Origin of the sequence: Variovorax sp. V118, assembly GCF_041154445.1 — a bacterium.
GTDB lineage: Bacteria > Pseudomonadota > Gammaproteobacteria > Burkholderiales > Burkholderiaceae_C > Variovorax > Variovorax boronicumulans.
In genome coordinates this window covers 6,207,852-6,233,165 of the sequence record NZ_AP028663.1, presented here as the reverse complement: position 1 = coordinate 6,233,165, position 25,314 = coordinate 6,207,852, and the positions used below count along the sequence as shown (strand labels likewise).

At 70.4% G+C, this 25,314-nt stretch carries 22 protein-coding genes; 7 read left to right on the top strand and 15 right to left on the bottom strand.

Annotated elements, in window-relative coordinates; all coding sequences use genetic code 11:
• Positions 1 to 66: 66 nt before the first annotated feature.
• From ACAM52_RS28990 to ACAM52_RS28960, 7 genes are read right to left on the bottom strand one after another with little or no spacing between them, the layout of a single operon-like run.
• Positions 67 to 1,065, bottom strand: coding sequence for a Bug family tripartite tricarboxylate transporter substrate binding protein (locus ACAM52_RS28990; RefSeq protein WP_369645271.1), 999 nt, complete (start codon positions 1,063 to 1,065; stop codon positions 67 to 69).
• Positions 1,066 to 1,090: 25 nt separating this feature from the next.
• Positions 1,091 to 2,365, bottom strand: a complete 1,275-nt coding sequence (locus ACAM52_RS28985) for an alkyl sulfatase dimerization domain-containing protein (RefSeq protein ID WP_062479268.1) — start codon at positions 2,363 to 2,365, stop codon at positions 1,091 to 1,093.
• Positions 2,362 to 3,696, bottom strand: coding sequence for a DUF1254 domain-containing protein (locus ACAM52_RS28980; RefSeq protein WP_369647799.1), 1,335 nt, complete (start codon positions 3,694 to 3,696; stop codon positions 2,362 to 2,364). The genes ACAM52_RS28985 and ACAM52_RS28980 overlap by 4 nt, the downstream gene beginning before the upstream one ends.
• A 5-nt stretch (positions 3,697 to 3,701) precedes the next feature.
• Positions 3,702 to 5,090, bottom strand: a complete 1,389-nt coding sequence (locus ACAM52_RS28975) for a DUF1254 domain-containing protein (protein ID WP_369645270.1) — start codon at positions 5,088 to 5,090, stop codon at positions 3,702 to 3,704.
• Between the two features lie 45 nt (positions 5,091 to 5,135).
• On the bottom strand, positions 5,136 to 6,137 hold the full coding sequence (locus ACAM52_RS28970; RefSeq protein ID WP_369645269.1) for a Bug family tripartite tricarboxylate transporter substrate binding protein: 1,002 nt from the start codon (positions 6,135 to 6,137) through the stop codon (positions 5,136 to 5,138).
• Positions 6,138 to 6,166: 29 nt separating this feature from the next.
• Complete coding sequence (locus ACAM52_RS28965) at positions 6,167 to 8,278, bottom strand: acetate--CoA ligase family protein (protein WP_369645268.1); 2,112 nt, start codon at positions 8,276 to 8,278, stop codon at positions 6,167 to 6,169.
• 23 nt (positions 8,279 to 8,301) lie between these two features.
• On the bottom strand, positions 8,302 to 9,363 hold the full coding sequence (locus tag ACAM52_RS28960; protein WP_369645267.1) for a porin: 1,062 nt from the start codon (positions 9,361 to 9,363) through the stop codon (positions 8,302 to 8,304).
• A gap of 262 nt (positions 9,364 to 9,625) precedes the next feature.
• On the opposite strand from ACAM52_RS28960, the gene ACAM52_RS28955 reads away from it, so the two are divergent.
• The gene (locus ACAM52_RS28955) at positions 9,626 to 10,249 is read left to right on the top strand and encodes a Crp/Fnr family transcriptional regulator (protein ID WP_223301435.1); all 624 of its coding nucleotides are present in this window, start codon (positions 9,626 to 9,628) and stop codon (positions 10,247 to 10,249) included.
• 25 nt (positions 10,250 to 10,274) lie between these two features.
• Here ACAM52_RS28955 and ACAM52_RS28950 read toward each other — a convergent pair whose 3' ends face one another.
• The 7 genes from ACAM52_RS28950 to ACAM52_RS28920 form a co-directional block, all read right to left on the bottom strand.
• A complete protein-coding gene (locus ACAM52_RS28950; RefSeq protein WP_369645266.1) occupies positions 10,275 to 10,889 on the bottom strand; it encodes a YdeI family protein in 615 nt (204 codons plus the stop codon).
• Positions 10,886 to 11,833, bottom strand: coding sequence for a phosphatidate cytidylyltransferase (locus ACAM52_RS28945; RefSeq protein ID WP_172438312.1), 948 nt, complete (start codon positions 11,831 to 11,833; stop codon positions 10,886 to 10,888). The genes ACAM52_RS28950 and ACAM52_RS28945 overlap by 4 nt, the downstream gene beginning before the upstream one ends.
• 5 nt (positions 11,834 to 11,838) lie before the next feature.
• The gene (locus ACAM52_RS28940) at positions 11,839 to 12,504 is read right to left on the bottom strand and encodes a 1-acyl-sn-glycerol-3-phosphate acyltransferase (RefSeq protein WP_095747742.1); all 666 of its coding nucleotides are present in this window, start codon (positions 12,502 to 12,504) and stop codon (positions 11,839 to 11,841) included.
• A gap of 62 nt (positions 12,505 to 12,566) precedes the next feature.
• The gene (locus ACAM52_RS28935) at positions 12,567 to 13,007 is read right to left on the bottom strand and encodes a hypothetical protein (RefSeq protein WP_062482724.1); all 441 of its coding nucleotides are present in this window, start codon (positions 13,005 to 13,007) and stop codon (positions 12,567 to 12,569) included.
• Positions 13,000 to 14,346, bottom strand: a complete 1,347-nt coding sequence (locus ACAM52_RS28930) for a phosphatase PAP2/dual specificity phosphatase family protein (protein WP_369645265.1) — start codon at positions 14,344 to 14,346, stop codon at positions 13,000 to 13,002. Before ACAM52_RS28930 ends, ACAM52_RS28935 begins: the two co-directional genes overlap by 8 nt.
• The gene (locus ACAM52_RS28925; RefSeq protein ID WP_369645264.1) at positions 14,343 to 16,109 is read right to left on the bottom strand and encodes a bifunctional alpha/beta hydrolase/class I SAM-dependent methyltransferase; all 1,767 of its coding nucleotides are present in this window, start codon (positions 16,107 to 16,109) and stop codon (positions 14,343 to 14,345) included. Before ACAM52_RS28925 ends, ACAM52_RS28930 begins: the two co-directional genes overlap by 4 nt.
• A 38-nt stretch (positions 16,110 to 16,147) precedes the next feature.
• Positions 16,148 to 16,762: a CDP-alcohol phosphatidyltransferase family protein gene (locus ACAM52_RS28920; protein WP_369645263.1), complete on the bottom strand. Its 615-nt coding sequence runs from the start codon at positions 16,760 to 16,762 to the stop codon at positions 16,148 to 16,150.
• A gap of 87 nt (positions 16,763 to 16,849) precedes the next feature.
• On the opposite strand from ACAM52_RS28920, the gene ruvB reads away from it, so the two are divergent.
• From ruvB to ACAM52_RS28905, 3 genes are all read left to right on the top strand, one after another.
• Entirely contained in the window at positions 16,850 to 17,914 is a 1,065-nt protein-coding gene (ruvB, locus tag ACAM52_RS28915) for a Holliday junction branch migration DNA helicase RuvB (protein WP_062482092.1), read from the top strand.
• Between the two features lie 10 nt (positions 17,915 to 17,924).
• Positions 17,925 to 18,884 (top strand): CDF family Co(II)/Ni(II) efflux transporter DmeF, encoded by a 960-nt coding sequence (gene dmeF / locus ACAM52_RS28910; protein WP_369645262.1) that lies wholly within the window; start codon positions 17,925 to 17,927, stop codon positions 18,882 to 18,884.
• 119 nt (positions 18,885 to 19,003) lie between these two features.
• On the top strand, positions 19,004 to 20,071 hold the full coding sequence (locus ACAM52_RS28905; protein WP_369645261.1) for a hypothetical protein: 1,068 nt from the start codon (positions 19,004 to 19,006) through the stop codon (positions 20,069 to 20,071).
• A 15-nt stretch (positions 20,072 to 20,086) separates the two neighbouring features.
• On the opposite strand, the gene ACAM52_RS28900 is transcribed toward ACAM52_RS28905, so the two are convergent.
• Positions 20,087 to 21,838: a lysoplasmalogenase family protein gene (locus ACAM52_RS28900; protein WP_369645260.1), complete on the bottom strand. Its 1,752-nt coding sequence runs from the start codon at positions 21,836 to 21,838 to the stop codon at positions 20,087 to 20,089.
• A 94-nt stretch (positions 21,839 to 21,932) separates the two neighbouring features.
• On the opposite strand from ACAM52_RS28900, the gene ACAM52_RS28895 reads away from it, so the two are divergent.
• The 3 genes from ACAM52_RS28895 to ACAM52_RS28885 all read left to right on the top strand — a co-directional run bounded on the left by ACAM52_RS28895 (position 21,933) and on the right by ACAM52_RS28885 (position 25,313).
• Positions 21,933 to 22,802, top strand: coding sequence for a UDP-2,3-diacylglucosamine diphosphatase (locus ACAM52_RS28895; RefSeq protein WP_070062854.1), 870 nt, complete (start codon positions 21,933 to 21,935; stop codon positions 22,800 to 22,802).
• Positions 22,803 to 22,943: 141 nt separating this feature from the next.
• On the top strand, positions 22,944 to 24,146 hold the full coding sequence (locus ACAM52_RS28890; RefSeq protein ID WP_369645259.1) for an acyl-CoA dehydrogenase family protein: 1,203 nt from the start codon (positions 22,944 to 22,946) through the stop codon (positions 24,144 to 24,146).
• A 12-nt stretch (positions 24,147 to 24,158) separates the two neighbouring features.
• The gene (locus tag ACAM52_RS28885; protein WP_369645258.1) at positions 24,159 to 25,313 is read left to right on the top strand and encodes an acyl-CoA dehydrogenase family protein; all 1,155 of its coding nucleotides are present in this window, start codon (positions 24,159 to 24,161) and stop codon (positions 25,311 to 25,313) included.
• Position 25,314 lies beyond the last annotated feature (1 nt).

The window sequence follows — 25,314 nt, the reverse complement described above, 5'->3', positions numbered from 1 at the left end:
CGCAGTGTGTGGGAAGCGCCGCCGGCCGACCATGTTGCTTACCCTTGGTCAGGGCCGCTCAGGCGTTCATTCGAGCGTCAGGCCGATGTCCTTCACCAGCGCGCCCCAGTCCCGCAGGTCGCTGCGGATGGTGGCGGTGAACTGCTCGGGCGTGTTCTGCGGCAGGTCGTTGAAGTTCAGCTCGTACATGCGGCGCACCACCGCGGGGTCGCGCAGCACCTGGTTCACGGCCTCGTTGAGCTTCTTCACGACGGCGGGCGGCGTCTTGGCCGGCGCCAGCAGGCCGTACCAGGCGTAGGTGGTGAAGGGGTAGCCGCTCTCGGTCATGGTGGGCACGTCGGGCAGCATCGGGATGCGCGAGGGGCCGCTGTTGGCCAGCGCGCGGATGCGCCCGGCGCGCACGATCTCCACGGTCGAGGAGATGTCGGCGAAGGCCGCATCGACCTGGCCGCCCACGAGGTCCTGCACGCAGGGGCCGCTGCCCTTGTAGGGCACGTGCGTCATGACGAGGCCGGCCTGCTTCTTGAGGCTTTCCATCGCCAGGTGGCCGCCCGAGCCGTTGCCCCACGAGCAGTAGCTGAGCTTGTCGGGGCGCGCCTTGGCGTAGGCAACGAACTCCTGGATGGTCTTCACCGGCAGGTCCTTGCGCACCAGCAGCAGGTTGCCGCCGCGCCCGACCTGGGCGATCGGCATGAAGTCCTTCAGCGGGTCGTAGGGCAGCTTCTTGTAGAGGCTGGGGTTCACCACCATCGTCGCGGCGTAGGTGAACAGCAGCCGGTAGCCGTCGGGCGTGGAACGTGCCACCACCTCGCTGCCGAGGATGCCGTTGGCGCCCGGGCGGTTGTCGACCACGAAGGGCTGCTTCAGGATCTTGCCGAGGCCGTCGCCGATCAGCCGCGCGATGGTGTCGGTGCCGCCGGCCGCCGCGGTGGGCACGACCAGCGTCACGGGCTTGTCGGGGTAGCTGTCGGTCTGTTGTGCGCGGCTGGCCGTGGCCAGCAGGGCCAGGGAGCAGGCGGCCAGCAGCGTGCGCAGGCCGAAGCGGAATGGTGTTGTCGTTGTCATGGTCCGTGTCTCCGATGGAAAGGCTTCAGCGGATGCCGAAGCGCGCCTGCGTGCCTTGTTCGATCATGTCCGCGCCCACGCGATACAGGTTGCGCGAGACGTAACTGGGCACTTCGCGTGCCCGCTCGCGCAGCCATTCGGCCTTGAGCGAGCGCGCCTCGGCGATCTCGGTGGCCTCGCCCTCGGCGGTGGCCAGCAGGTCGATCACGTGCAGCGCGAGCTGCCACTGCTTGTTTGCCGCCAGCGCACGTGCCTGGTCGATCACGCCGCGCTTGTCGGTGATGGCGTCGGCCACCGCGCGGCCGATGGCCTCGGGCGCGGCCGGGTGCAGCGAGGTCGGGTTGCGGTCCCACCAGCCGTTCTCCGAGCGGTAGATGTCGCGCACGATGTAGCCGGGGTCGCCGTAGGTGGGCTTCATCCACTCGACCGCGAACAGCTCGTCGGGAAAGCGGATGCGCGCCAGGATGTCGCGCTCGTTGAGCCCCTCGTTCATGAGCCGCACCACCTCGGCGCGCACCCAGCGCAGCGCGCGGGCCGTGTGCACGAGCACGTGCTGCACCTGGTCTTCGCCCTCGAGCGTGGCGCCGAATTCGCGCACCGCCTTGCGCGGCTTCAACGCCGCCAGCGCCTCCAGCGTGTCGGCCCAGCGCACCGTGTCGCGCATCGTGCGAAAGGGCGTGCCGATGTTGGGAATGGAGTCGATCAGCGCCGCGCCGCCGTACAGCACGCGCTGCGCCGGGCTCCACAGCGCGATCGCGTCGTCGGTTTCCGAGGGCGCCCAGCGCAGCTCGATGCGGCGTTCGCCGCTGCCGATCTGAAGCACGTCGTCGAAGGTCTCGGTGGGCGGGTGCGTCACCAGCCGGTGGTCGAAGAAGCCGGCGGGGCGGTTGAACTGGATCTCGGCCATGCGGTGCTGCAGGGCCAGCGTCTCGCGGTAGCGCGCCAGGCGGCGCGGCACGTTGCGGTGCGCAATGATGCGCGGCGGCGCATCGCCGCGCGCGGCGGCATGGGCCAGCCACATCGGCACGCCGGCGTTGTAGCCGATGTGGCCGTGGCTGAAGCACAGCGCATGCACCGGCGCGTCGCTGAGCTGGCGCAGCGCGTCGATCATGCCCTGCGTCACCGAGCCGCCCGGGCCGGCGTCGATCACGACCAGGCCCACGTTGGTTTCGGCCACGAACGATTGGCCCTGCCCGCGCAGGATGTGCAGGCCCGGCGCGACGGTCTCGGTGCCGGTGCCGACGATGAGGAAGGGCTTTTCTTCTTCTGTGGCTTGGGGTTTTTCAGCGGTGGCGCTCATGCGGAATCCTTGGTGACGGTGAGGGGCGGCAGCTGGTAGCGGCCGTCGAGCAGTTCGGCGCGCGGCACGTAGGCGCGCAGGCACAGGTAGAAGCTGCCTTCGGGGGCCGGCAGCCAGTTGGCGAATGCGGCCTCGCCTTCGGGGCGTGCGTGCTGGATGTGCAGCGTGAGCCCGCCGTCCGCGTCGCGCCGCAGCCCCGGCGTGCGGTCGCCGACGGCGTAGCGGTCGATCGGGTTGTCGACCAGCATGTAGTCGCGCGTGTCGTACATCGTGAGCGACCAGAAGGCGTCGACCGGCGGCAGTGCGTCGGGCGCGAAGCGCAGCGTGTAGCGGCGCTGGCCGGTGAGCGCTTCGCCCGTGGCGTCGTGCCAGGCCATCGGGTAGGTGGCCTCGCGGCTTTCGAGCATGCCGATGTACTTGAGCGCGATCAGCGCGCGCGCCAGGTGGTCGTCGCCGAAGGAACCTTCCACGAGCGGCATCTGCACCCAGCCCGAGGCCGTGGTGCGGCCCGACTGCGCCTTGCGCAGCCGTGGCAGCACGGTGTCGAGTGCTGCCTGCAGCGCGGCGCGCTGACTGTCGTCGAGTGCACCTGTGCCAGGCCCGATCCCGAGCGCCGCATAGCGCGCGAGCCGCGCCGCATCACCAGCCGGCGGTGCGTTGTCGCGCAGCGCCGCGTTCACCTGTGCGGCGAAGTGTTCGGCCGTGAGCGGCGCCTTCGGGTCGCAGGCCGGATCGAAGGCGCGCGGCGCCGAGCGGCGGCCGGCCTCCCAGTCGGCCAGCGTGCGCACGAGAAAGCCGTCCTGCAGCGCGTTGACGGCCGGCACGTCCTGCGGGCCGTCGACCAGCAGGCGTCCGATGATCCACAGCCAGCGCGTGGGCGCCTCGATGCGCGCGCCCGGCGCGTCGAAGGCCGCGGGCAGCGTGCCGCGCCATCCCGGCGGCGTGACCACGAAGGCGCGCGCCGCCGTGCCCGTGAGGCGCTGGCCCAGGTGCGCGAAGGGGTTGGTGAAGAAGTCGAGCAGGCCCAGCACGTAGTAGCGCCCGGCCGTGTCGGGCACGTCGATCACGAGCGGGCCCTCGCCCAGGTCGAGCCAGGCGTTGGTGTAGAGCGTGTCGTTGTTCGGCGTGACGACGCGGCTCTTGCCCGCGCCCAGCAGCTGGCGCGCGTGCGTGAACACGTTGCACCAGCGCAGCGGCTTGGGCGCCTCGCCGGCGGCGTCGGTGCGCTGCGGCGAGGTGGCCGCGCGCATGCGGCACATCTCGTACAGCGGGTAGGCGTAGACCACGGCCTCTTCGGCGAGGGCGTGAAGGGAGTCGGTGTGCGGCTGCATCGTGCTCATCCCTGTTGTGCCTGCAGCGCCGGGATGCGCCAGCCCTGCACGCCCTCGCGCGGGTAGTACATGCGCAGGATCAGGTAGAAGCGCCCGGCCGGCGCGGGCAGCCAGTTGGCGGCATCGGCGGGGCGCGCGTGGCTCACCACCAGTTCGAGGCTGCCGTCGGCGTTGCGCTTCAGCCCGGGCGTGCGGTCGCCGATGGCGTGGCGGCGGATGTCGTTGGGGTAGAGAAAGCGGTCGCTGTCGTACAGCGTGACCGACCAGAAGGCGTCCGCGGGCGGCAGGTCGCCGGCCTCGAAGCGCATCGTGTAGCGGCGCTGGCCGTCCAGCGGCTCCTGGGTCGCGTCGTGGTGCGCGGCGGCGTACACCGCCTCGCTGGTGGCCAGCGCGCCCAGGCCCAGGTAGGCGGTGCGCGCGCGGCCGAGGAACTCGTTGCCGTAGCGGCCGGTGGCCGGCGTCATCGACCAGGGCTTGGGCCGGCGGTTGCGGCCCACGGCGCCGACCAGCTGCACGCCCTCGGCGAAGCCTTCGATCAGGCCTTCGCGCAGCGGTGCTTCGAGTGCGTCCCACGAGAACGCGGCATTCGCCAGCAGCCCGCCCTGGCCGAACCACGCCGCGAGGCCGCGGTCTTCCACGCGGCCCGGCGCCTCGGCCAGCGCATGGCACACGTTGGTGAAGAAGCGCGGCGCCACTTCTGCGGCCGGCTCGCCGTGCTCGAAGGCGGCGGCCATGGCGTCTTCGTGCGGGCCGGCCCACTGTTCGATGGCGGCCGGGCGGCCCTGCAGCACGGTGCCGGGCGCGGGTTGGAGCTGGATCTCCGACTGCAGCGCGCGCGCCGCCGGCCAGTCGCTTTCGTCGCCCACCAGGATGCGGCCGATGAGCCAGACGAGGTTCGTCGGGCAGCGCACCACGCGGTGGCCGGCGAGCGATTCCGGCACCGTGCCGCCGGGGCCCACGAGCACCACGGTCTCGCCCTCGGGGTTGCAGTTGCGCGGGCCCAGGTTCTCGAAGTTCTCGGTGTAGGCGTCGTACAGCGGCAGCACGAAGTAGCGCCCCGGGTGCCGCGCCGACGCGGGTACGGTGAGCAGCATCGGCCCGTGCGCCAGGTGCAGCCAGGCCATGGTGTAAAGCAGGTCGTTGGCGGGCGTGACCACGTCGCGGTCTTCGTGGGTGGACGGGCGCGGCGCGTGGTGCAGCGTGTTCAGCGGCGCGCGCACGTCGGAGCCGGCCGAGGCGCCGCTGCGGCGTTCGGCGCGCGGCGCGGTCTGCATGGCGCAGGTGCGGTAGGTCTCGGTGAGCGGATAGCCGTAGACGAAGGCGGCCAGGCCGATGGAGCGGGCGAGCGCCTTGCGGGCGGCGGCGATGTCGGGCACGGGAGCGGGAGCGTTCATGGGAAAGACCTCGGGGTTCGGAAAAAGGGGAGAGGGGAAGGCGGTTCAGTCGAGCTTCACGCCCGTGGCCTGCGTGAGCTTCAGCGTCACGGGCAGGAAGGCCTTGTAGGCCGCGGCGGCCTCGGGCGGCAGGTTGCCCACGGGCTCGGCGCCGAGCTCCTCGATGCGCCGGCTCACCTCGGGCTGGCGCACCACCGCGCTGACCTCGCGGCCCAGGCGCTCGACGATGGCGTCGGGCGTCCTGGCCGGCGCCATCAGCGAGGTCGGGCCGGTCATGGCGTAGACCTCGTCGGCATAGCCCTGCTCGGCGAAGGTGGGCACGTCGGGCAGCGCGCGGGCGCGCCGGGGGCCGGCCACGGCCAGCGGGCGCAGCTTGCCGGCCTTGATGTACGGCTGCAGCGTGGTGACCGAGCCCACGGTCATCTGGATCACGCCGCCGATCAGGTCGATCGCCATCGGGCTCTCGCCCTTGTAGGGCACGTGCATCGTCTGCAGGCCGTAGGCCTTGTCCATGTAGACCTGCACCTGGTGCGGCTGCGTGCCCGGGCCCCACGAGCCCATCGAGTACTTGCCGGGCGCGGCCTTGGCGGCGGCGATCAGGCTCTTGAAGTCGGTGGCCGGCACCGACGGGTGCACCGCCAGCACGGTGCGCGTGGTGGCGATGTCCGACACCATGCGCAGGTCGGTGCGCGGGTCGTAGGGCAGCTTGCTGTAGAGCACCAGGTTCGCGGTGACGGGGCCTGGCACCGTGAGCAGCAGCGTGTGGCCGTCGGGCGGGCTCTTGGCGACGTAGTCGGTGCCGATGATGCCGCCCGCGCCGCTGCGGTTCTCGACCACCACCGGCTGGCCCAGCCGCTTCGACAGGCCCTCGGCCACGAGCCGCGCGAGGATGTCGGTCGAGCCGCCCGCCTGGTACTGCACGATGATGCGCACGGGCTTGGAGGGAAAGGGCGCCTCCGTGGCTGCCGCCGCCGCGCTTGCCGCGAGCGCCAGTGCCGCGCCCGCGCCGAGCGCGCGCGAAAGGCCGTTCTTCGATGTCGTCGTCATGCGATGTCTCCGGTGGTGGTTGTCGTTCTTCAGCGTGCGCGGCCGACGACCAGCGCGTCGACCGCCACGCAGCCGCCCTCGGCCTGCGGACGCGCGATCAGCGGGTTGATCTCGGCGCTGTCGAGCGAGTCGCCCGCGCGCTGCGCGAAGTCGGCCAGCGCGCACAGCGCGTCGGCGATCGAGTCGAGGTCGACCGGCGGGCGGCCGCGCGCGCCGTTCAGGATCGCGAAGGCGCGCAGTTCGCGCACCATGGCCAGTGCGTCGTCGCGCGTGATCGGCAGCGCGCGCAGCGACACGTCGCGCAGCGTCTCGACGTGGATGCCGCCCAGGCCGAACATCAGCACCGGCCCGAACACCGGGTCGCGGTGCACGCCCGCGATGCATTCGACGCCGCCCGTCAGCATGCGCGCCACCAGCGCGCCGTCGAGCCGCGCCTCGGGCCGTGCGGTGAGCGCGAGGTCGCGCGTGCGCTCGAAGGCCGCGCGCGCCTGCGCCGCGCCGCGCAGCCCGAGCGCCACGCCGCCCACGTCCGACTTGTGCGGGATATCGGCGCTGACGATCTTCACCACCACCGCCTCGCCGAGCGCCTCGGCGGCGGCCGCGGCTTCGTCGGCGCTGCGCACCACGCGGTGCGCGACCACGGGCACGCCGGCATCGGCCAGCAGCGCGAGCGCGTCGGGCTCGGACATCGTGCCGGGCGCGAGCGTCAACGGCGCCTTGGTTGATGCGGGCGTTGCAGCCACCGCAGCCGCAGGCTTCAGCCCTGCGAGCGCAGCGATCGTGCGGATGCCGTCCGACGGGTCGGCGAACACCAGGCAGCGCATCGCTTCGAGCTCGGCGCGACGTTCGGGCGACAGCAGCGTGCTCACCGCCAGCAGCGTGTCGGGATACGCCTCGCGCAACGACGCCACGAGCGAGCGCAGCACCGGCCAGAACGCGTCCGACGCGCCCGCAGCGGCCAGGAAGCCCATCCACGAGGCGAAGCCCTGGTCGTCCAGCATCACGCGCGCCGTGCGATCGATGAGCGTCATGTCGTTGGTCACCTGCCCCGTGATGTCGACCGGGTTGCGCGGCGCCGCGAAGGGCACCCAGCTGCGCAGCGTGTCCTGCGCGGCCTCGCTCAGCGGCTGGGCGTCGAGGCCCTGTGCCGAGGCCTCGTCGGCCATCAGCGCGCCGACGCCGCCCGAGAGCGTGAAAAGACCGATCGAGCGGTCGCGCGGGCGGCCCGCCACGGCCGCGCTGTGGGCCAGGTCGAAGAACTCCGTGAGGTTGCGCGCGCGCAGCACGCCGTACTGGCGGAACACGGCGTCGTACACCGCGTCGTCGCCCGCCAGCGCGGCGGTGTGCGAGGCGGCGGCCTCGGCGCCCAGCGCGGTGCGCCCGACCTTGACCATCACGACCGGCTTGCCGTTGGCCTGTGCCAGGGCCAGCGCCGCGCGCAGGCGGGGGCCGTCGCGGCAGCCTTCCATGTAGGCCATGATCACGTCGGTGTCGGGGTCCTGCGCGAGCCAGGCCAGGCAGTCGGCGACCTGCACGTCGGCCTCGTTGCCGGTGGTGGCCCACAGCGACAGGCCGACGCCGCGCGCCCGCGCCATCGCGTAGGCGTAGGCGCCGAACGCGCCCGACTGGCTCACCAGCCCGATGCGCCCCGGCATCACGCGGCCCACGCCGGGCGCCGGCGAGAAGGTGGCGTACACGTGGCGCGCGATGTTCATGAAGCCCAGGCAGTTGGGGCCGACCAGCCGCACGCCCGCGGCACGCGCCTTGTCGCCCAGCCGCGCCTGCGCCGCCGCGCCCTCGGCGCCCACTTCGGCAAAGCCCGAGGAGAACAGCACCACGCCCTTCACGCCCGCCGCGATGGCGTCGTCGAGCGCGCCGTCGACCAGCGCCGACGGCACCGCGAGGATGGCCAGGTCCACCGGCTGGCCGATGGCGCGCAGGCTCGGGAAGGCCGGCAGGTCCTGGATGCGGTCGGCGTTCGGGTTGACCGGGTACAGCGCGCCCTCGAAGCCGAAGCGGCGCTGGTAGTCGACGGGAATGCCGCCGATCTTCTGCGCGTTGGACGAGGCGCCGACCACCGCGATGGCGCGCGGCGCGAACAGCGCCGAGAGGGATTCGGCTTGCGAAGAGAAGAAGTCCATGGGCATGGCGGAGGGTTCGGAAGTCAGAAGTTGTGGCGGATGCCGGTGGCCAGCACGCGCACGTCGTTGCCGCTGTTCGGCGTGACGGCGATGGTCGCGAGCGAGGCCGAGGCGCCGTGCCGGTTCAGCAGGCGCAGCCAGCGCGCGTAGACCACGGTGCGCTTGCTCAGGTAGTAGTCGTAGCCCAGCGTCCAGGCCAGCTGCGAGCGTTCGCTCTCGGCCACCTTGCGCTGCGTAGCGCCGAAGATCAGGTTCGAGGCCGGCGTCACGTTGTAGGTGGCGCCCAGGTTCACGAGCTTCGCGGTTGGCACGCCGGGCAGGCTCGAGGCGTTGCGCACGTAGCTGGCGTACAGCTGCAGGCCGATCGAGGGCAGCTCGTAGGAGCCGGTCAGCGCCTGGTAGGTCGTGGTGGCGGGCGAGGCCACGGGCGCCGCCGCCGAGCCCGAGCGCGCGCGCTGGAAGGCATAGGCGATGTAGTAGGGCTTGCGCGCCCAGCCGATGTTGCCGCCGTAGACGTTGCCGCTCTGGTGGCTCGGCGCGCTCGATTCGCCGGGCGCGTAGGCCAGGTCGGCGAAGAACTCCATGCTGGCCGGCGTGCGGTAGCGCACCATGTTGCTGGCGCGGGCCGCGAAGGGCGTGAGGCCCGGTTGCGCGTCGGTGGCGGCCACCAGGTTGATGGGTGAGAACACCGAGTTCAGGCCGTAGGGGTCGGCCTTGAACAGCGCGTAGAACATCGGCGTGTACATGCGGCCCGCGTCGATCTGCCCCCACGGCGCCGAGAACCCGACGAAGGACTGCCGGCTGAACGACATCGCGGGGCCGGGCAGCGTGCCATTGCCGGTGTCGGGCGCAAAGCCGCTCTCCAGCGTGAAGTGCGCGCCCAGGCCGCCGCCCAGGTCCTCGGTGCCGCGAAAGCCGATGCGCGAGGCGGTCTGGCCGCCGTCCTCCAGCCGCGTGGAGGAGGCGGGGCCCGACCTGGCGTGCGCCACGTACAGGTCGAGCGTGCCGTAGATGCTCACGGTGCTTTGCGCGGACGCAAGGGCGCAGGCCGCGAGCGCGAGGGCCGCGGTGGCTGTCTTCTTCATTTGGGTTGTCTCCGGTGTGGCGAGCCGCTAGGCGGTGCCGCCTGTGTGCTTGTCGATGTCCGGGGCTTACGATAGAAATGAAGGGCCCCCGAATCTGTCAACGCTTTGACAGATTCGTGAACACCAGGGCAGGGAGAACCCGCTGACCCGACCACCTGCAACCACCCCTCCCGACGCCGAAGACAGCGCCGAGCTGCTCGACCGCGCGCTGCGCTGGAACGAGCTGTTCTCCCAATGGCCCGACGCGCGCCGCGCCGAGCTCATGAAGTCGGCGCGGCTGGTGCGCTACCGCCGCCGCACGCAGGTGCTGGCGCGCGACCGCCACAAGCGCGAGCTGCTGGCGGTGGTGTCAGGCTGCCTGGAGATCAGCAGCATGAGCCCGCAGGGGCGCAAGTACGTCAACGCGCTGCTCGGGCCCGGCCAGGTGGCGCCGCTGGTGCGCCTGCTCGAGGACGTGCCGCTGCCCTACGACTACCACGCGCACGAAGACTCGGTGATCGTCCACCTGCCCAGCGACGCCGTGATCGCGGTGCTCGACGCCGAGCCCGCGCTGTGGCGCGGCGTGGCCCGGCTGGGCCTGAAGCGCCAGCGGTTGAGCGTGGTGCTGCTGCAGAACCAGATGCTGAACTCGGTGCGCGGGCGCGTGGCCGCCACGCTGATGAGCGTGATCCACTTCTACGGCATGCAGGTGGAGGCCGCCGCGAGCCTGCCGGTGCGGCTGTCGCAGAACGACCTCGCGGCGATGCTGGGGCTGTCGCGCCAGACCATCAACAAGGAGCTGGGGCGCCTGGTCGCGGAAGGCGTGATCGACATGAGCTACAAGCGCATCCGCATCGTGGACCCCGACCAGCTCGCGGTCATCGCGACCGGCACCGGGCCGCAGTGAGCGGCGCGCACCGCAGCGCGCAGGCTCAGGGGTGGATCTTCTCGCCCTTGGCGAGCATCTCGACGAACTGCGCGATGCGCCGGGCGCGCGTCTCGGGCTTCTTCGCGCCCTGCGTGCGGAACAGCACGGCGAAGCGGTTGCGCGCGTCGAGCGTGGCGAAGAAGGCCTTGGCGGCGCGGTTGGCGTCGAGCGCGGCCTGCAGGTCGGGCGGCACGGTGGCCACGCTCGGGGCGTCGTAGGCCGCCTCCCAGCGGCCATCGGCGCGGGCACGCTCCACCTCGGCCAGGCCGCCGGGCTGCATGCGGCCCTCGTCGATGAGCTTCAGGGCCTTGTCGCGGTTGATCTTCGACCAGATGCTGCGCGCGGTGCGCGGCGTGAAACGCTGCAGGAAGAACTGCGCGTCCTGGCTCTTGCGCTGGCCGTCGATCCAGCCGAAGCACAGCGCGATCTCCAGCGCCTCGGGGTGGTCGACGGAGGCGATGCCGCTGGCTTTTTTCGCGATGCGCAGCCAGACGCCGGCGTGGCTCGCATGGTGTTTCTTGTACCAACGCAGCAGCGCGGCGGCGTCGGCGCATTCCAGCGGCGTCTCGTCGACGATGCGGTCCACCTTGACCGCGGTCTTCTTCGCCGCCGGGCTCATGGCACCCACCAGTAGCGCAGCGCGTGGAAGTAGATCGGCGCCGCGAAGATCACCGAGTCGAGCCGGTCGAGCATGCCGCCGTGGCCTTCGATCATGGAGCCCCAGTCCTTCACGCCGCGGTCGCGCTTGATGGCCGACATCACCAGCCCGCCGAAGAAGCCCAGGAGGCAGATCATGAAGGCCATGAGCGCCGCCTGCCACGGGTTGAAGGGCGTGGCCCAGTACAGCGCCGCGCCCATCGCGGTGGCGCTGGCCACGCCGCCGATCAGGCCTTCCCAGGTCTTGGAGGGCGACAGCTCGGGCGCCACCTTGCGCTTGCCGAAGAGCTTGCCCCACACGTACTGCAGCACGTCGCTGCCCTGCACCACGATGACCAGGAAGGCGATCAGCAGCAGGTTGCGGCCCTCGAAGCCCGGAATCTGCAGCGTGAGCAGCGCCGGCACGTGGCTGATGCAGAACACGCACACCATCAGGCCCCACTGGATCTTCGAGGTGCGCTCCAGGAAGCGCTGCGTGTCGCCACCCACGGCCGCCAAAATCGGCAGCAGCAGGAAGGCGTAGACCGGGATGTAGATCGAGTACAGCCCGTACCAGTCGATCCAGATCAGGAAGTACTGGCCCGGCAGCGCCACGAAGAAGGCCAGCGCGATCGCGCCGTGGTCGCCGCGCCGCGTGTAGGCCAGGCTGATGAACTCGCGCAGCGCATAGAACGAGATCAGGTAGAACAGCACGATCACGCCGCCCTTGCCGAAGGCAAAGGCCAGGCCGATCACCGCCACCATGACCCACCACGCGTTGACGCGCGAGTTGAGGTTGTCGATCACCGAGTGCGGCTGGCCGTGCGCCACGCGCCACTTGAGCAGCGCGCCGATGGCCGAGGCCAGCACGAGCACGCCGAAGACGCCGCCGAAGAGCTTGAAGGTGGTCCAGGCGAAGGGGGACATTTCGATCACGAGGCGGTCCCTCCGTTTTGTTCGATGCGGTCGTACTCCGGGCGCAGGTCGAGCATGGCCGTGCGTGCGCGGGCAAGGAAGGCGACCTTGTCTTCGCCTTCCTCGAGCTGGATTGGCGCGCCGAAGCGCACCGTGCAGGCCAGCGGAATCGGCACCAGCGTGCCCTTGGGCAGCACGCGTTTCAGGTTCTCGATCCACACCGGCACCAGCCGCACGGTGGGGCAGGCGCGCGCCAGGTGGAAGAGGCCGCTTTTCAGCGGCAGCAGGATGTCGTCGCCCGTGTTGCGCGTGCCCTCGGGGAACATGATGAGCGAGTCGCCGCCTTCCAGCGCCTCCTTCATCTGGTCGACCGGGTTGCCGCCCTGGCCCGAGCCGTCGCGGCGGATCATGAGCGCGTTGAACACGTCCTTGCCGATGAAGTTGCGCAGCTTCGAGGCCTCCCAGTAGTCCTGGCCCGCCACGGGCCGCGTGAGCGCGCGCAGGTCGGAGGGCAGCGTGGCCCACAGCAGCACGAAGTCGCCGTGGCTCGTGTGGTTGGCGAAGTACAGCGTCTGCTCGGCCTTGGGCGTGGTGCCCGACCAGATGGCGCGCACGCCGGTCAAAAGGCCGGCCGCGCCGATGATGAGCTGGCCCGCCACCACCGCGAGCCCGCGGCGCACGATGGCGCTTGGCCGGGCGCCGTCGTCGCTGCTGCTGTCGTTCTTGTTGTTGCCGTTGTCGTTGTTCAAGCGAGTTCCTGTGTCATGAGGGCGAGCAGGAAGAGCGCGTTCTGGCAGGCGATCACGATGGCGTGGCGCTGCATCAGTTGGCGGGTTCCCTGCACGCGGTCGGCGAGCGCGCGGGCGTTGGGCTGCGGCGGCGGGTCGCGCAGCCCGAGCACCGACAGGGCGTTGTCCATCGCGCCCAGCGAGGCGATCTGGCCGTTGGCCAGGCCTTCGAACAGCGCCTGGTCCAGCCGCAGCCGGAAGGCGAAGTAGCGTTCGAGCACGCCCAGCACCATCACCGCGGCAAAGGCCAGGATGGCGGTGTTCGAGAGCCCGCGCAGCGTGAGCGCCAGCACCAGGGCGGCGATGCAGGTGAGCGCGAAGCCCCAGAGGGCGAGCATGGCCGCCGCGCGCAGCAGGCCGGCCAGGGTGGTGCAGGTGGCGCGTTCGTTGTCAGTCATGGCGCGAAGGGGCTGAGTCAGGCATGGGGGCGAGCGCGGCACGCCAGGCGGCGTGCAGCACGATCTGCGGGCGGGCGCGGCGCACGGTGTCTTCGGCCCGCGCCAGGCCGTGGTCGCGGCCCAGCCAGGCGATCACGGCGGCGGCGCTGCGCGAGAAGCCCAGCGCGCAGCAGACCCACACGGCCGAACCGTCGGCCACCGCCGCGCGGCGCTGGCCTTCGATGACGGCCGCGGCGCGGCGCAGGCGCACGGGCGGCGGCACCACCAGGTCGAGCAACGGCACGCAGCGCGCACGGGCGGGCGGCACGCTGGCCGGCAGCTGCAGCTCGGCGCACAGGCTCACGAGCCGGGGCTGGCCGGCGGCGAGCCATTCGGCCTGCGTGGGGCGCCGGCCCAGGCGCAGGCCGGGCACCACCTCGACCGAGGCCGGCAGCTTGCGTGTCCAGAGCCACACATTGAAGGCCGCGGCCAGGCGGTAGGGCGCGAACAGCCAGCGCGCCGCCCAGCCCATGCGGCCGTGGCCGTCCATCTGGAAGCCGCGCGCGCCGAAACCGAGGTAGTTGAGCGCCACCAGCGCGAGCGCCGCCGCCGGCCAGGCCAGCCACAGCGCCACGCCGCCGGTCGCCAGCGCCGCGAACAGGCACAGCGTCGCGCCCACGGCGTAGAAGCCCGCGAGCTTCAGCCGCTGCGGATCGCGCGCCAGGCGCCACGCGCGCAGCATCGACACCCGGCGCGCCATCGGCCACAGCCACACGCAGAAGACGCCCAGCAGCGCGCCGGTCGGGATGTCGATGAAGTGGTGCTGCCAGGTCGTGAGCACCGAGGCGCAGATCGCGAAGGCCCACACATGCAGCACGAGCCGCGCCCACAGCGGTCGGATGAAGCGCCGGTACCAGTCCCACAGGATCACGGCCAGCGCGATGTGCAGCGAGGGCGCCTGGTTGTAGGGCTGGTCGAAGCCGCGCAGCGCATTGAACAGGAAGGCTGGCGCGCCCTCCACCGGCGGCTGGCCGAAGCTGAAGTGCAGCGGCCAGAGGATGAAGCAGGTGCAGGCGATGAGCGTGGCGCTCACCAGCCGCAGCGCATGCCGGTCGAGCGTGTGGCGGTCGCGCGCCAGGAACAGCGACAGCGCATAGAAGACGTTGATGGTCCAGTACGGAAAGATCGTCCAGGCCCAGAAGGGCACCTGCCGTTCCCAGTCGAAGGCCATCGAGGGCACGCTGGCGCGCGTGGTGGCCCACCAGTTGGCGAAGCCGTAGGTCGCGTAGAACAGCGGCCCCAGCAGCACCAGCCACGCGGCGGCGCGTTTCCACGGCCGGGGCGCGCGCCGGGCGGTCATTGCGCGACGCGCACCGCCAGCGACACCGTGAAGATGCCCCACTCGTCCACGCGTTGGTCGATCTTGCGGAAGCCCGCTTCTTCGACCAGCTGGTCCATCTCGGCCTGCGTGCGCCGGCGCATCACCCAGGCTTCGCCCTGGCGGTGGCTGGTGAGCGCGCGGGCGATCATTTCGAGCTGCGGGTGCCAGGGCTGGCCGGTGTAGACCAGGTAGCCCCGGTCTTCCACCGCGTCGCCCACGCCCGCCAGCGAGCGGCGCACCATTTCGTTGTCGGGGAACAGCTCGTACAGGCCCGACACCACGGCCAGCGTGGGCCGCGGCGTCACGCTCGCGAGGCTGATGCGGTCGAAGGCGTCGGCCTGCACGAACTGGGCGACATCTTCCAGGCCCTTCTCGGCGATCAGGGCCGTGCCGTCGCGCACGTTGATGTCGCTGTAGTCGCGCAGCAGGATCGAGCTGGCCTTCACCGGGCTGGCCAGCACCGCGTCGAGCACGTAGCGGCCGTGGCCGGCCGCGATGTCCATGAGGCGCACCTCGCGGTGCATCTCGACCAGCCGCTCCATCGCGATGCGCAGCAGCTCCTCGACGTGGATCTTGCGCTGGCGGATGCCGCGCCAGCCGATGGAGTCGAGGTAGGTGCGGTCGACCGAGCGGCCCAGCGCGCCCTTGCCCTGCGGCTGGTTGCGGTAGACGTAGTCGAGCGTGCTGCCCGAGTCGAAGCCCGTGGCGTGGCCCAGCGCGATGCCGCCGGACAGCGCGCCGCCCACGCGCAGCCCGCCGCGCGTGATCGCCCAGTAGGCGCCGCGCGGCGACAGGGGCGAGAGCGGTTCGGCCAGCGCGCGCGATTCGTCGGCCGTGTTGCCGTTCAGGTGCGCCTCGCGCAGGTCGACCGGCACGGCCGGCTCGTCGAAGCGCTGCAGGATGAATTCGCGGATCGACGCCACCGCGGGCGCCCGGTCTTTCTCGCCCAGCGTGTCGTGGAAGAAGCCCGGCAGCACCGTCTTCGTCTTCACGGCGCTGCCCAGCCGCTCGAAGAACTGGTGCTGCGGCTTGTGGTGCACCACCCAGTCGGCGCCCGAGATGAGCAGCTGCACCGGCAGCGTGATCGCGTTGGCGTCGGCCACCACGCGGTCGGCCGCCTCGTACAGGCCCAGCAGGATGTTGACGGCGATCGGGCGCGAGATCAGCGGGTCGTTCTTGTAGCTCTCGATGCGCGCGGGGTCGTGCGTGAGGAACTTCGGCTTCACGTAGCTGTTCACGAAGAACAGCCCGCGCAGCTTGTGCATGAGCGCCAGCCCCGGCCGCGCGAACGGCACGTAGAGCTTGACCTTGAAGGCCGGCGAGGCCAGCGTGAGGCCGCGCACCTTGGGGGCGTAGTCGTGCGCCCAGGTGGCGATCAGCACCGCGCCCACGCTCTGCGCCACCACGTGGATGTCGTGCTCGGGCACGCCGTGGGCGGCGGCGATGTGCTGCACGAAGGTCTGCACGTCGCGCACCGAGGTGCCGAAGCTGGGGCTGTAGCCGCGCTGGCCCGGCGACAGGCCATGGCCGCGCGCGTCCCAGGCGAAGAAGTCGAAGTCGGGCAGGTTCAGCTCGTCGACCAGGTGCGCCATGCGCGCGCCGTGCTCGTGGCCGCGGTGGAACAGCAGCACGGCGCCGCGCCGCACGGCGCCCGTGGCCGGCCAGTGGCGGTAGAACAGCGATTCGCCGTCGTGCGTGCGGAAATGATGTTCGGCGGCGACGCGGGGTGTGGAAAGGGTCATGAAGAAGGGTCTTCTTTATTTATTTGTATGGGGGTGTTTCAGGCGGCAGGCGCTTCAGCCTCGGCCAGGGCGCGGCGGATGCGGTTGACGACCGTCCAGGCCACCAGCGCGGCCACGAGCGGCATCAGCAGGGCGGTCCAGCCCGGCAGCGGCCCGCCGAGGGCGACATACAACCCGAGCGCGCCGAACACGAAGGCCCGGTCGCTCTTGCCCATCGGCCCGTCGTAGCGGCGCGAGGCGCCCACCGTGGGGCCCAGCGCGCCGGCGAATTCGCTCAGCCCGGCCAGCACGATGACCATGCCGACCCAGAACGGCGCGAACGGCGCCACCAGCGCGAAAGGCAGGTAGAGCGCGGCGTCGGAGACCACGTCGGTGAGTTCGTTGAGGAAGGCGCCCAGCCGGCTTTGCTGGTGGTGTTCGCGCGCCAGCATGCCGTCGATGGCGTTGAAGGCCATGCGCAGGAACATCCAGGCGGGGATCAGGCCGAAGGCCGCCAGCGAGGGCGCGGCGAAGAACAGCCAGAGCCCGAGCCCGACCGACACCGCGCAGGCCGCCAGCGTCACCTGGTTGGCCGTCACGCCCATCGCATGCAGCCGGACCACGAGCGGTCGCAGCAAGGCCTGGAAACGCGGTTTCAGTTCGTAGATGGACACGCCTGACCTTCCCCTCGTCTTGTTGTATGGCCGAACATTCTGCCAGTGTGGCCAAGGACTAAACTCATCGCCGAAGACCCACCCCCAATGACCATCCAGACCGACGATTTCGCCCCCGCCCCGCAACGCGTGGTGTCCGCCGCCCCCGCCTCGCCCAACGAGGAGGCGATCGAGCGGGCGCTGCGGCCCAAGCTGCTCGACGAGTACGTCGGCCAGGCCAAGGTGCGCGAGCAGCTCGAGATCTTCATCGGCGCGGCGCGCAAGCGCAAAGAGGCGCTCGACCACGTGCTGCTGTTCGGCCCGCCGGGCCTGGGCAAGACCACGCTGTCGCACATCATCGCGGCCGAACTGGGCGTCAACCTGCGCCAGACCTCGGGCCCCGTGCTCGAAAAGCCCAAGGACCTGGCGGCGCTGCTGACCAACCTCGAGCCCAACGACGTGCTCTTCATCGACGAGATCCACCGCCTGAGCCCGGTCGTCGAGGAAATCCTGTACCCCGCGCTGGAGGACTACCAGATCGACATCATGATCGGCGAGGGCCCCGCGGCGCGCAGCATCAAGCTCGACCTGCAGCCCTTCACGCTGGTGGGCGCCACCACCCGCGCCGGCATGCTGACCAACCCGCTGCGCGACCGCTTCGGCATCGTGGCGCGGCTGGAGTTCTACACGCCCGAAGAGCTGGCGCTCATCGTGCGCCGCAGCGCGGGCCTGCTCAAGGTCGAGACCGACGCCGCCGGCGGCTTCGAGATCGCGCGCCGCTCGCGCGGCACGCCCCGCATCGCCAACCGCCTGCTGCGCCGCGTGCGCGACTACGCCGAGGTCAAGGGCAACGGCCGCATCACCGAGGACATCGCGCACAAGGCGCTGGCCATGCTCGACGTCGACCCGCAGGGCTTCGACCTCATGGACCGCAAGCTGCTCGAGGCCGTCATCCACCGCTTCGACGGCGGCCCGGTCGGCCTGGACAACGTGGCCGCCAGCATCGGCGAAGAGCGCGACACCATCGAAGACGTGATCGAGCCCTACCTCATCCAGCAGGGCTACCTGCAACGCACGCCGCGCGGGCGCATCGCCACGCTCGCGGCCTACCGCCACCTGGGCGTGGTGCCGCCTTCGGGCCGCGCCGATGGCCCGGACCTGTTCGGCGCCTGAAGAGACTTCCATGCACACCCACGACATGAGCGCCTGGCAGCACGACCACCATTTCGGCGCCGGCAACGCCGCCGCCGAACGCAGCACCCGCCTCGTGATGTGGATCACCGCCGCGATGATGGTCATCGAGATCGGCGCCGGCTGGTGGTTCAACTCCATGGCGCTTTTGGCCGACGGCTGGCACATGAGCTCGCACGCGCTGGCCATCGGCCTGAGCGCCTTTGCCTACGCCGCCGCACGGCGCTACGCCCGCGACCCGCGCTTTGCCTTCGGCACCTGGAAGATCGAGGTGCTCGGCGGCTTCGCGAGCGCGCTGCTGCTGCTCGGCGTCGCCGCGCTCATGGTGGTCGGCTCGCTGGAGCGGCTGTGGTCGCCCGTGGCCATCCACTACCCCGAGGCCATCTCGATCGCGGTGCTGGGCCTGGTGGTGAACCTGGTCTGCGCGCGGCTCTTGGGGCATTCGCATGACCATCACGGCCATGACCACGGGCACGGCCATGACCACCACCACGGCCACGACCACGCACACGGCCACGACCTCAACCTGCGCTCCGCCTACCTGCACGTGGTGGCCGACGCCGCCACCTCGGTGCTCGCCATCGCGGCGCTGCTGGGCGGCTGGTTCTACGGCTGGTCCTGGCTCGACCCGGCCATGGGCATCGTCGGCGCCGTGCTCGTCGCCGTCTGGGCCAAGGGCCTGCTGAAGGAAACCGGCAAGGTCCTGCTCGACCGCGAGATGGACCACCCCGTCACCGAAGAAATCCGCGAAGGCGTCGAGACGATGCTGGCCGATTCCGAAACCCGCGTGGCCGACCTGCACGTCTGGCGCGTCGGCCGCGATGCGTACGCCTGCGCGCTCACGGTGGTGACGCATTCGGCCACGCTCACGGCCGACCAGGTGCGGGCGTGCTTCTCGATGCATGAGGAGATCCGGCACTCGACGGTGGAGATCCAGCGCTGCGCTGAGTAGAGGAAGAGTTCTGCGGTCGCAGTCGCAACCTGTCTATCCATGAGAACGATGGCTCCGGCCTGCTTCAGAAATTCACGTGGACCCGTTTGCCGTGAGCGAACGCAAATCGGCAGAGCTGCATGAGCTTCCTTGATGCTTCTTGCGCCAGGACAGGCATCGGAAAAGCGCTCAAGTCACGAAACAGCACCTGGGTCGTTTTCGGCGCCATGTTTCTTTTCAGCCTTCCCGGCTGTAGCGTCCGCAAGGATTCGCCTGAAGAGCGCATCGGCAATTTCCAGTTCCAGTACGTGGATTTCACCGGCTACTTGCGTCCGGCTGATCCCTCGTACCTCATCGTCCGCCATGGCCGCCTTTTCCCGAAGGAGGTGAAGGCGCCTGATGAGTCAGGTCGGTTCATCGCGATCGAAGCACGTTTGGCGGGCCCCCATCCAACATGGCTGGTGAGCAGTGCTTCCAACTTCTATTTCCTCAAGGAAGCATCGGATGGTTCGGTTGCGGTCACTCCGCTTCCGACCACGGCAAGGGTGATACCGAACGCATGGATCGCCAACGGAATTGCCACCACCCGACTCGATGCGGGCCGTTGGTTTGTTCACGACGCCAGAACGCACGAGCTGACGAATGGACGAGCGCCGCCATACACGGGGCGAATTCTCGATGAGCGCTCGCTCCAGATTCAGTTGCTGCCGCTTCAATCGATTCCCGGGGTGGATTTCGATCTGGACGAAATCGTTTCGGTGTCGCCTGACAACAGCACGGTAGCTTGGTTCTCCTATCTGTTCTCATCAGGGGAGAAAAAAGGCGCTCTCACCGTCGTCGACAAAGACGGTGAAACGATGCCGTTCACCAAGTTGGATCCACTGCTCTACGACGATGCATCTCCCCTCAACGATGCCTGGACGCCGTGGTTCAACACCTTTGCCAGCTGGCGTCGCACGACGGAAGGTCGCTGGGTCGTCGATATCGACCACGAAAAAGTGGCGGAACTGGTGGAAAAGCGGCGCCGAGAGAAAGAGGCTGAGGACGCTTGCCGCAAGCGTCAGCTCGAGCGGCCACTCGACTTGCGCGAGACCTCGACGACGGGGCCAGTCGCCGCCGTGGAGTCGATTCTGGACTGCGATCCGAACGCCGGAAAAAACGCACATCGGCTTCCTTTGCGCCGCAATGCAACAGATGGTCGCTTCTGATAGGGCGAGCGAAATCTACTCACTTCGAGGAGATTTCGCATGCCGCACGATCAACATCTGCGCCGTGTAGTACGTCGCCAGCACCCACAGCGACGCCAGCGGCAGCGGCGACACGAACCGGTTGATCGCCAGCAGCGCGTCGCTCAGCATGAAGAAGCAGGCGCCCACCGCCACCCACAGCGCGGTGGGGTCGCTTGAACGCAGCACCGCCGCACGCCCGATGGCCTGCGCCGCCATGCAGGCGATCACCATCACGTAGAAGCCGACCGGAATGCGCAGCGCCACCGGCAGGCCGCCCTGCCACAGGAAGGCGTACATGCCCGCGCCGATCAGCAGCGTGGCCGCCAGCGCGCGAGGCCGCGGAAAAAGCCCGACGCCGATGCGGAACAGCGCGATGTACGCCAGGTGCGCGAGCAGGAAGCACACGAGCCCGGGCACGAAGAAGTTGGCCGGCCCCATCAGCAGCACGTCGCCTGCGAGTGAGAAGACCAGGCCGGTCAGCAGCAGCGCATCGAAGCGCGTCATGCCGCCGGGCTGGCGTTGCGCGCGGCGGGCCGCGAAGGCGATCGCGATGGCCAGCGCCAATGGCTTGAAGAGGAAGTGCAGCCAGCCGATGCCCAAGGCCGCGCTCGCCGTGGCCAGCGCGGCGGCCTCGACCAGCAGCACCTCGGTGACCGAGAGCCGCCCCTGCAGCACCGCGCCGACCGCCCACAACCCGGCCGTCAGCGCGGCCAGCCAGACGGCGGCCTGCGGCAGCGGCACGGCGTCGGAGTACCAGAGGAACACCGTCACGCCGGCCAGCAGCGCGAGGAACTGCGGGCCTGCGAACCACTGCACGCCGCGGCTCACCACGGGCTCGTAGCGCGTGACCTTCGCGATGTCGAAGGCCGGCTTCGGGTAGCGCGCCGCCACGTCGTCCGGGCGCCAGCCGGGCGGCTTGAACCACACGCGCAGCTTGTCGGACCAGCGGCGCGCATGCCATGAATCCCTGGCGAGCGCCCAGTAGACCTCGGCGTTGGCCCACAGCGGGTCCCAGCTTTTCAGCTCGCCGCGCGTGCCGTACACGCAGCGCTCGTCTTCTTCGCGGAAGGTGCCGAAGAGGCGGTCCCACACGATCAGCACGCCGCCGTAGTTGCGGTCGAGGTAGCGGTCGTTCACCGCGTGGTGCACGCGGTGGTTCGAGGGCGAGCAGAACCAGCGGTCGAACCAGCCGAGCTTGCCGACCTGTTCGGTGTGGACCCAGAACTGGTAGAGCAGGTCGATGAGCGCCACCACGACGAACACCAGCGGCGGCACGCCGGCCACGGCCATCGGCAGGTAGAAGAGCCAGCCCAGCAGCGCGCCGCTCGAGGTCTGGCGCAGCGCGGTCGACAGGTTGTAGTGCTGGCTCTGGTGGTGCACCACGTGCGCGGCCCACAGCACGGCCGACTCGTGGCCCATGCGGTGCAGCCAGTAGTAGCAGAAGTCGTAGAACACCAGCGCCAGCAGCCAGCCGTACCAGGTGGTCCAGAACTCGCGCGCCGCCTCTTGCGGAAAGAGCGCCACCGCCGAATACACGGCGGTGTAGATGCCGATGCGCAAGAGCCCCGTGAGCACCGCGCTGATCTGGCTCAGCATGCCCAGCCCGATGCTGTTCACGGCGTCGGCCAGGCGGTAGGTGTCCTGCCCGGTGCCGCGCCGGGCGCGCGCGCGGCCGACCGCGAACTCGATCGCGATCAGCAGGAAGAACACGGGGGACACGAGAACGATGATCTGGCCAGAGCGCATCGTCCGATTGTGGCGTTGCCCCGGTGCCACGCGTCACCGGGATGTCACGGAGTCGCCATCGTGCGGTCACGCGCGGCTGCGAACCTGCCGGACCATGCAACGCGACGACGCTTTCCTTCGCGCCTGGCGCGACACCGCGATCCAGCCTCCCGAGCCGGAGGACGACGATGCGGCGCGTCCGGCGCTGCGCTATCGCACCCTCTGGATCTCCGACCTGCACCTGGGCACGCCCGGCTGCCAGGCCCGGGCGCTGCTCGACTTTCTCAAGCACACCGAGTGCGAGACCCTGTTCCTGGTCGGCGACATCATCGACGGCTGGCAGCTCAAGCGCCACTGGTACTGGCCGCAGGCGCACAACGACGTGATCCAGAAGCTGCTGCGCAAGGCGCGCAAGGGCACGCGCGTGATCTTCATTCCGGGCAACCACGACGAGTTCGCCCGCAAGTACCTGCACCACAACTTCGGCGGCATCGACGTGGCCGACGAGTGGATCCACGAGACCGCCGACGGCCGCAAGCTGTGGATCATCCACGGTGATTTGTTCGACGGCGTGATCCAGTGCGCCAAGTGGCTGGCCTATGTGGGCGACTCGCTCTACGAGTTCACGCTCAAGCTCAACCGCCACCTCAACTCGCTGCGCGCGCGCATGGGGCTGCCGTACTGGTCGCTCTCGAAGTACCTCAAGGGCAAGGTCAAGCGCGCCGTGAGCTACGTGGGCGACTTCGAGAACGCCGTGGCCCGCGAGGCCCGCAACCGCGGCGCGCAGGGCGTGGTGTGCGGCCACATCCACCACGCCGAGATGCGCGACATCGACGGCATCCTGTACTGCAACGACGGCGACTGGGTGGAAAGCCTCACCGCGCTGGCCGAGCATGCCGACGGCACGCTCGAGATCATCGACTGGGCGCAGCACATGCCCGTCGGGACGCAAGCGGTGCCGGCGCGCGAAGCGGTCGCGGCCTGAACGTTCGGCCCGGCATGGGCCTCAACTGAAGAAAAAAGCGCTCACCGCCGCGGTGGGGCGCCCACGTTCGTCCGATCCGACGATGCCGCGCCGGCCCGCGCGCCGCACACTTGCCGGGTGTGAACCCTGTGAGACAACACCATGGCCTGGACCCTCAGCGCGGCGGAGACCGCGTTTCGCGACGAGGTTCGCGACTTTCTCGCGCGCGAGCTGACGCCTGAGCTGCGTGCCGCAGGGCGCCGCTGCTCCGGCATCTTCACCGACTACGCCGACGGCAACCGCTGGCACCGCGTGCTGGCCCGGCGCGGCTGGAGCGTGCCGCACTGGCCGGTGGAACACGGCGGCACCGGCTGGACGCCGATGCAGCACTACCTCTTCGCGAGCGAGCTGGCCGCGGCCGACGCGCCGCCGCGCGCGCCCATGGGCCCCGGCATGGTCGCGCCGGTGATCATCGCCTTCGGCACCGAGGCGCAGAAGCAGGCCTGGCTGCCGGGCATCCGCTCGGGCGAGGACTACTGGTGCCAGGGCTACTCCGAGCCGCAGTCGGGCTCCGACCTGGCGTCGCTGCAATGCAAGGCGGTGCGCGACGGCGACGACTACGTCATCAACGGCACCAAGATCTGGACCACCCACGCGCAGTACGCCAACCGCATGTTCTGCCTTGTGCGCACGGCCTCGGGCGGCAAGGCGCAGCAGGGCATCAGCTTCCTGTGCTTCGACATCCCCCAGGCCGGCCTGACGATCCGCCCGATCATCAGCATCTCGGGCGACCACGAGCTCAACCAGGTGTTCTTCGACGACGTGCGCGTGCCCGCCAGCGGCCTCATCGGCGAGGAGAACCAGGGCTGGACGGTGGCCAAGTACCTGCTGCAGCACGAGCGTGGCGGGGCCTGGGCGCCGATGCTGCGCGCGCGCCTGCGCCGGCTGCGCACCGCCGCCGACAGCGCTTTTGCTGCCGCGGGCGAGTCCGCCGCCGACGAGGCGCGCGAGATGGCGCTGCGCCTGGCCGAGATGGACTGCGCCATCGACGCGGTCGAGGCCACCGAGCTGCAGTCGCTGCGCGCCCAGGCCCGCGGCGAGCCGCACGGCATCCGGCCTTCGATGGGCAAGGTGATGGGCTCCGAGCTGCGCCAGCGCCTGACCGAACTCGGCGTGGAGATCGCCGCCCACTACGCGGCGGCCGACCTGCCGCTGGACGACGGCCTGCAGGGCGCGCTGGCCGTGCCCGAGGAGGCGGTGTTCTCGATGTCGGCCTACCTCAACGACCGCGCCGCGTCGATCTACGCGGGCTCCAACGAAGTGCAGCGCAACATCATCGCGGCCCAGTTGCTGCAATCCCGCTGAGGCCCGCTTGCCATGACCACCCTCACCGACCAAGACGACACCCTCGCGATGCTGCGCGACAGCCTCGCGCGCTACCTCGACGACCAGCACGGCTTCGAGCAGCGACTTCATGCACTGGCCGCCGCCGACAACGCACCGCCGCCGTTCTGGCAAGGCCTGGCAAGTGACCTCGGGCTGCTGGGCGCGGCCCTGCCCGAAGCGCAGGGCGGGCTGGGCCTCGGCCTGGCCGCGCACCTCGCGCTGCTGCCCACGTTGGGCGGCGCGCTCGCGGCCGAGCCGTATCTTTCGACGCTGGTGATCGGCGCCGGCCTGCTGCAGCGCCATCCGGGCGCGCAGGCCGATGCGCTGCTCGCGCGCGTCGTCGCGGGGCAGGCCGTGCTGGCCTTCGCGCACGACGAGCCGCACAGCCGCCATGCACGCGACGACGTGCGCACGACGCTCGTGCGCGAGGCCGGCGGCCGGCTGCGGCTCGACGGCCGCAAGGCCGTGGTGCAGGCCGCGCCGTGGGCCAGCCATGTCATCGCCACGGCGCGCAGCGACAAGGGCTTGTCGTTGCTCGTCGTGCCCAAGGACGCACCCGGCGTGCAGCTGCGTGCCTACCGCACGCGTGACGGTGGCCGCGCGGCCGATATCGCCTTCGACGCGGTGCGCCTGAACGCCGATGCCTTGCTCGACGAGGAAGGCGCAGCACTGCCGCAGATCGAGCAGGCGCTCGACGAAGCCACGCTCGCGGTTTGCGCCGAGTCCATCGGCATCCTGCGCCGGCTGATGCGCGACACGCTCGACTACGTGCGCCAGCGCAAGCAGTTCGGTGTGCCGATCTCCAGCTTCCAGGTGCTGCAGCACCGGCTGGCCGACATGCACATGGCGCTCGAGCAGGCCGACGCACTCACCGCCAGCGTGGGTGAGGCACTGGCTACGGGCGCCGACGCGGCCTCGCGCGCACGCGCCGTGTCGTCCGCCAAGGTCGCGGTCGCCAAGGCCTGCCGCGCCGTGGGGCAGGGCGCGGTGCAGCTGCATGGCGGCATGGGCATGACGGAAGAACTCGCCGTCGGCCACTACGTGCGCCGCGCCACCCTCATCGAAGGCCAGTTCGGCCCGCCCGCGTGGCACCTGCGCCGCGTGGCGCAGCTGCAGCAACAACAACAACCCCTCTCACAGCACTAAC